The organism is Desulfurococcus sp., assembly GCF_049970475.1.
GTDB classification, from domain to species: Archaea; Thermoproteota; Thermoprotei_A; order Sulfolobales; family Desulfurococcaceae; genus Desulfurococcus; species Desulfurococcus amylolyticus.
The window spans coordinates 1-3,727 of the sequence record NZ_JBMFMW010000108.1; the positions used below are offsets into that span (position 1 = coordinate 1).

Genomic DNA, 3,727 nt, shown 5'->3' on the forward strand with positions numbered 1-3,727 from the left:
AACCCCCGCGGCTGGGCTCTCTCACAAGCCCCTCGCACGGGGGAGTCCAGGGCCTGCTAAGCCGTGCTGAGGGGGTGGCTGGATGTTTGTATGGTGTTGTCTTAGTTTAAATATAGGGTGAGGGTGTCTCTGTGTTCTTCGAGGAATATGTTTCTCTTTCCTTGTAGGATTATGAGTGTTTGATCTCCGGTAATAACTATGTAGTCTATGAGTGTGTAGCCTGGTGTGACTATGGTTATGTAGTGCCCGGTGAATAAGCTTGTGGCTTTAACCAGGTGGTCCCCTAGATCTATCTCCTCTACTGTATTATAGCATTCCCTGAGTTCTTTCACTGCGTCATGGTAGATGAACACTATTTTCCTTCTTGAGCCATAGACTTCCTTGACCTCGGCTCTCTTGAACCCCTTGACGCTTATGATTCGAGGACGTATCTCTATTGAGTAGTTCCAGCCACTTAACAAGAGGTACTCGCCTGCCCGTTTGACTTCTAGGCATCCATCCCTATACCTTATACTATACATCACCAAGCAACCCCTTGTATAATCTATAGTGAACCACTAGTGTTTAGGATATAATATGGCTTCCAGGATCTTTATATATTGTGAACAGGTGTTGAACCATAGTGATCCAGCTAATATGTAAGACTTCACCAGCTTACTGTAGAATAATCGAGGACCTCATCCAGGAAACCGGGTTACCCATAGTTAGAGTAGAAAAATATAATCCATCACACGGCGAAGCCATCGTATACGCTGGTAAAGTCGATAAAAACCTCAAGGACCTCCTCAACGATATCCACACAGGCAAACACAGGGTAAGACTCCTCATAAGCATCGAACACAACAACATACCCGAAGACGACGCCGTCGAATCCATCATTGAGAGCCGTAGAAGAGGCACAGGAATACTTATCGTAACACTCACATCAAGAGACCACAGGATCATCCGGGAAAAACTACCCGGAGTACCAGTAGTCAACATCCCCTTCTACACTATCGGGGGCGGGGAATTAAGGGATCTGATGCCAAGGGATGGAGGAATAATCACACACAGCGATAAATGCACGGATATAGTCGAGGTGGCAAGGGAACTGGAAGGCGTAAGGTTCAACCCATTAATCATAAACTACTCTGAAAGGGATTGCGGTGGCACACCATGGATAATAAGTATTACAACCGATGACCTCTTCAAGCTCACCCAACGCATAATAGCTGGACTCATAATTGATGAGAGCATTGAGAGCCATATAGTATTAAATACGCTATATAACAACACCCGCCCAATCATAGTATGTAGCAATATTGAGACACCCATGGATTCCAAGATAATCATAAAGACCAAGTGTGAACCGGTTAAACTAGTGGAGTCAATACTCGAATTATTCAGCAGGATCGAGTACTATAGGAGAATCAGCTCCGAACGCCCCTTGAAAAACAGTTTAGAAAGCATCCTAGGCATCTTAAGGGAGCATTTAACCGGGGGGAAGAATTAAACAGCTGACACACAGTGGAAAACCGTTTTACTTCCTCAAGGCTGAAGCTATCTCATCCACGATCCTCGCTAGATCCTCCCGCGATGTCACAGACGACAGCCTTATCTTTGGAGCATATAACATGACTCTACCGGCCACCCTATCCTTAACCCTCACAAACTCCCTGTCCTTGAACCTGTATATATCTAATAGCTCCACGTCACGCTTCAATAATTCTCTTCTCAATAATACACTAATCGTCTTAGGCATGACAACACCACCCTATTTTACTCCTCTAATTAAGTCATGGACCTAATAAGCATTAGCGAGGTATAAATATTAATAACCCCTATATGCTTTAATTGATAGGGCAGGTCAACTATAGTAGAGCGGGATATAGACGTGTCTAGGCAGCAGAAAAAACATAGCTGGAATCCATATACGAGCGATGTCCAGAGGTTCAGCATATATCCAAGAATACAGACACCACACGAGGATTCCCTGAGACCAGGCAAGATACTAACCGTTGAAATAGGTGACGTAGACAAACATGGAAACGGGGTTGTCGACTACAAGGGAGCCAAGATAATAGTTTACAACGCGAGCCTCGGCTCAAAGGTAAAGATAAGGATCACCAAGGTCAATGACGACGTAGCATACGGGGAAATCCTGGAAGTCCTGAGTGAAGCAAATGAGAAATACCAGTAACAATATATTCGTTGAAATAGCCTTGAACCTGGGTGTCGATGTAGCGGAGAAGCTTGAGGCAGGAGAGCGTGTGGAAGGCCAGCAAGCATGGCTTATAATGGATCTACTGATGCAAAGACGCAGGACAACCATCCTCTTCGAGGACGAGGAAATAGGGGAAAACACGGAATGCTATGCCATAGCCTTTAGAGTCAACAGCAACCATGTATTCTACCTGTTGAAAACAGGCGAGGAGTCCTCATGCTGGATTACCACTAGTAGTAAAGACGAGGTATTGAAAAACATACAGCTACTAGAAGATAGTATTAGGAAGTGCAACGGGTAAAAACTATTTTTTATAACCTATCTTCCTCAGGAAATCCCTCCTCTCTTTTTTATCCTCCTCCGATTCCACACCGAGCGGCGGGTACCCGTCCACCACGCCGAGTATTACTCTACCCTGATTAGTCTCCCCTACGATAACCTGCACCGGGTTACCTGTTGCAACGTATAGTGAAACCACCTCCTGTATATTCTTCAACTGGTTCAACACGTTTATCGGATACGCGTTTCTTATAAACAGAACGAATGTGTGGCCGGCACCTATCTTTAACGCTGCATCGATGGCTGCCCTAGTTAACTCTTCATCATTGCCCTCGTATCTCACCAACCTCTTACCGCTGGCCTCGTTGAACGCTAGCCCGAATCTTATACCAGGCACGCTGGTGACCAGTACCTCATATATGTCTTCAACCGTCTTTATGAAGTGGCTCCGGCCTATTATAATGTTCGTGCCCTCCGGTATAGTTATATCCACCACATGCAGGGAGACGCTCATCCAGGATCCCCCGCCGGGATTATATATTAGGATAGCCAGGAATAAATCTATGCTGTATAAGGCAATAGTATTTGACCTAGGTGATGTTTTTGAAGCTGGTCGTAAAGTCTTTCGAGCTATGCCCCTTCGAAGAGGAATCAGATACAGTAAAGGTGAGACTATATACCAGGGGAGACAGGCACTGGTCCGAGGCGGAGGAACCCGGTTTAAATGCTAAGGAGCAGGGTAATGAAGGCCTACTCGAGAAGATGCTCGAGATAGCCGGCAACCAGTTAACCATGTGGATGACTAGTGAGAAAGACTCAGGGTGCTACAGGTTCATCGATGTCGAGGCTCCGGGAGCAAGCATCACGCTTGGTGAGGGAGCGGTTAAAGACGTTGAGACAATACTTACCCCTAAGCCATCGCCTTTAATGAGGATACGCATCGTTAAGGTTGAAGAGCCTGAAAAATACCGTGTTATACATGAATTCAAGCCCTCGAAGGAGTCAATAATATATGACGGCTTCATCAACATTAAGAACCCTGATCTCCAATACGACCTCATACTAATCGATACCACCGATGATACAAGGATACTCCTCCCCCATGAGCTAATCCTATCCCCGTTGAAGCTAAGCAGTGAATCAACCAAGAGGAGAGCTAGGAGGAAAAAGCCTAAAACCTCAAAAACCAAGAGAAAGAAAAGTAAGACAAGGAAAAAGAAAGGCGGGAAGAGTAAGAGGAAGTAG

Annotated in this window: 7 protein-coding genes; 4 read left to right on the forward strand and 3 right to left on the reverse strand. The window is 45.5% G+C overall.

Annotated features, from left to right (window positions below; genetic code table 11):
• Positions 1-101 precede the first annotated feature (101 nt).
• A complete protein-coding gene (locus ACP5N5_RS06125; protein WP_012608463.1) occupies positions 102-521 on the reverse strand; it encodes a hypothetical protein in 420 nt (139 codons plus the stop codon).
• 101 nt (positions 522-622) lie between these two features.
• Between ACP5N5_RS06125 and ACP5N5_RS06130 the strand changes: the two genes are divergently transcribed.
• The gene (locus tag ACP5N5_RS06130) at positions 623-1,492 is read left to right on the forward strand and encodes a hypothetical protein (RefSeq protein WP_428133983.1); all 870 of its coding nucleotides are present in this window, start codon (positions 623-625) and stop codon (positions 1,490-1,492) included.
• Positions 1,493-1,519: 27 nt separating this feature from the next.
• Here the strand turns inward: ACP5N5_RS06130 and ACP5N5_RS06135 are convergent, their stop codons facing one another.
• Positions 1,520-1,741: a hypothetical protein gene (locus tag ACP5N5_RS06135; protein ID WP_428133985.1), complete on the reverse strand. Its 222-nt coding sequence runs from the start codon at positions 1,739-1,741 to the stop codon at positions 1,520-1,522.
• 132 nt (positions 1,742-1,873) lie between these two features.
• Between ACP5N5_RS06135 and ACP5N5_RS06140 the strand changes: the two genes are divergently transcribed.
• A complete protein-coding gene (locus ACP5N5_RS06140) occupies positions 1,874-2,179 on the forward strand; it encodes a TRAM domain-containing protein (protein WP_042667571.1) in 306 nt (101 codons plus the stop codon).
• On the forward strand, positions 2,163-2,504 hold the full coding sequence (locus ACP5N5_RS06145) for a hypothetical protein (RefSeq protein ID WP_012608467.1): 342 nt from the start codon (positions 2,163-2,165) through the stop codon (positions 2,502-2,504). Before ACP5N5_RS06140 ends, ACP5N5_RS06145 begins: the two co-directional genes overlap by 17 nt.
• Before the next feature lie 3 nt (positions 2,505-2,507).
• On the opposite strand, the gene ACP5N5_RS06150 is transcribed toward ACP5N5_RS06145, so the two are convergent.
• Entirely contained in the window at positions 2,508-2,996 is a 489-nt protein-coding gene (locus tag ACP5N5_RS06150) for an adenosine-specific kinase (protein ID WP_428133988.1), read from the reverse strand.
• 83 nt (positions 2,997-3,079) lie between these two features.
• On the opposite strand from ACP5N5_RS06150, the gene ACP5N5_RS06155 reads away from it, so the two are divergent.
• A complete protein-coding gene (locus tag ACP5N5_RS06155) occupies positions 3,080-3,727 on the forward strand; it encodes a hypothetical protein (protein WP_428133991.1) in 648 nt (215 codons plus the stop codon).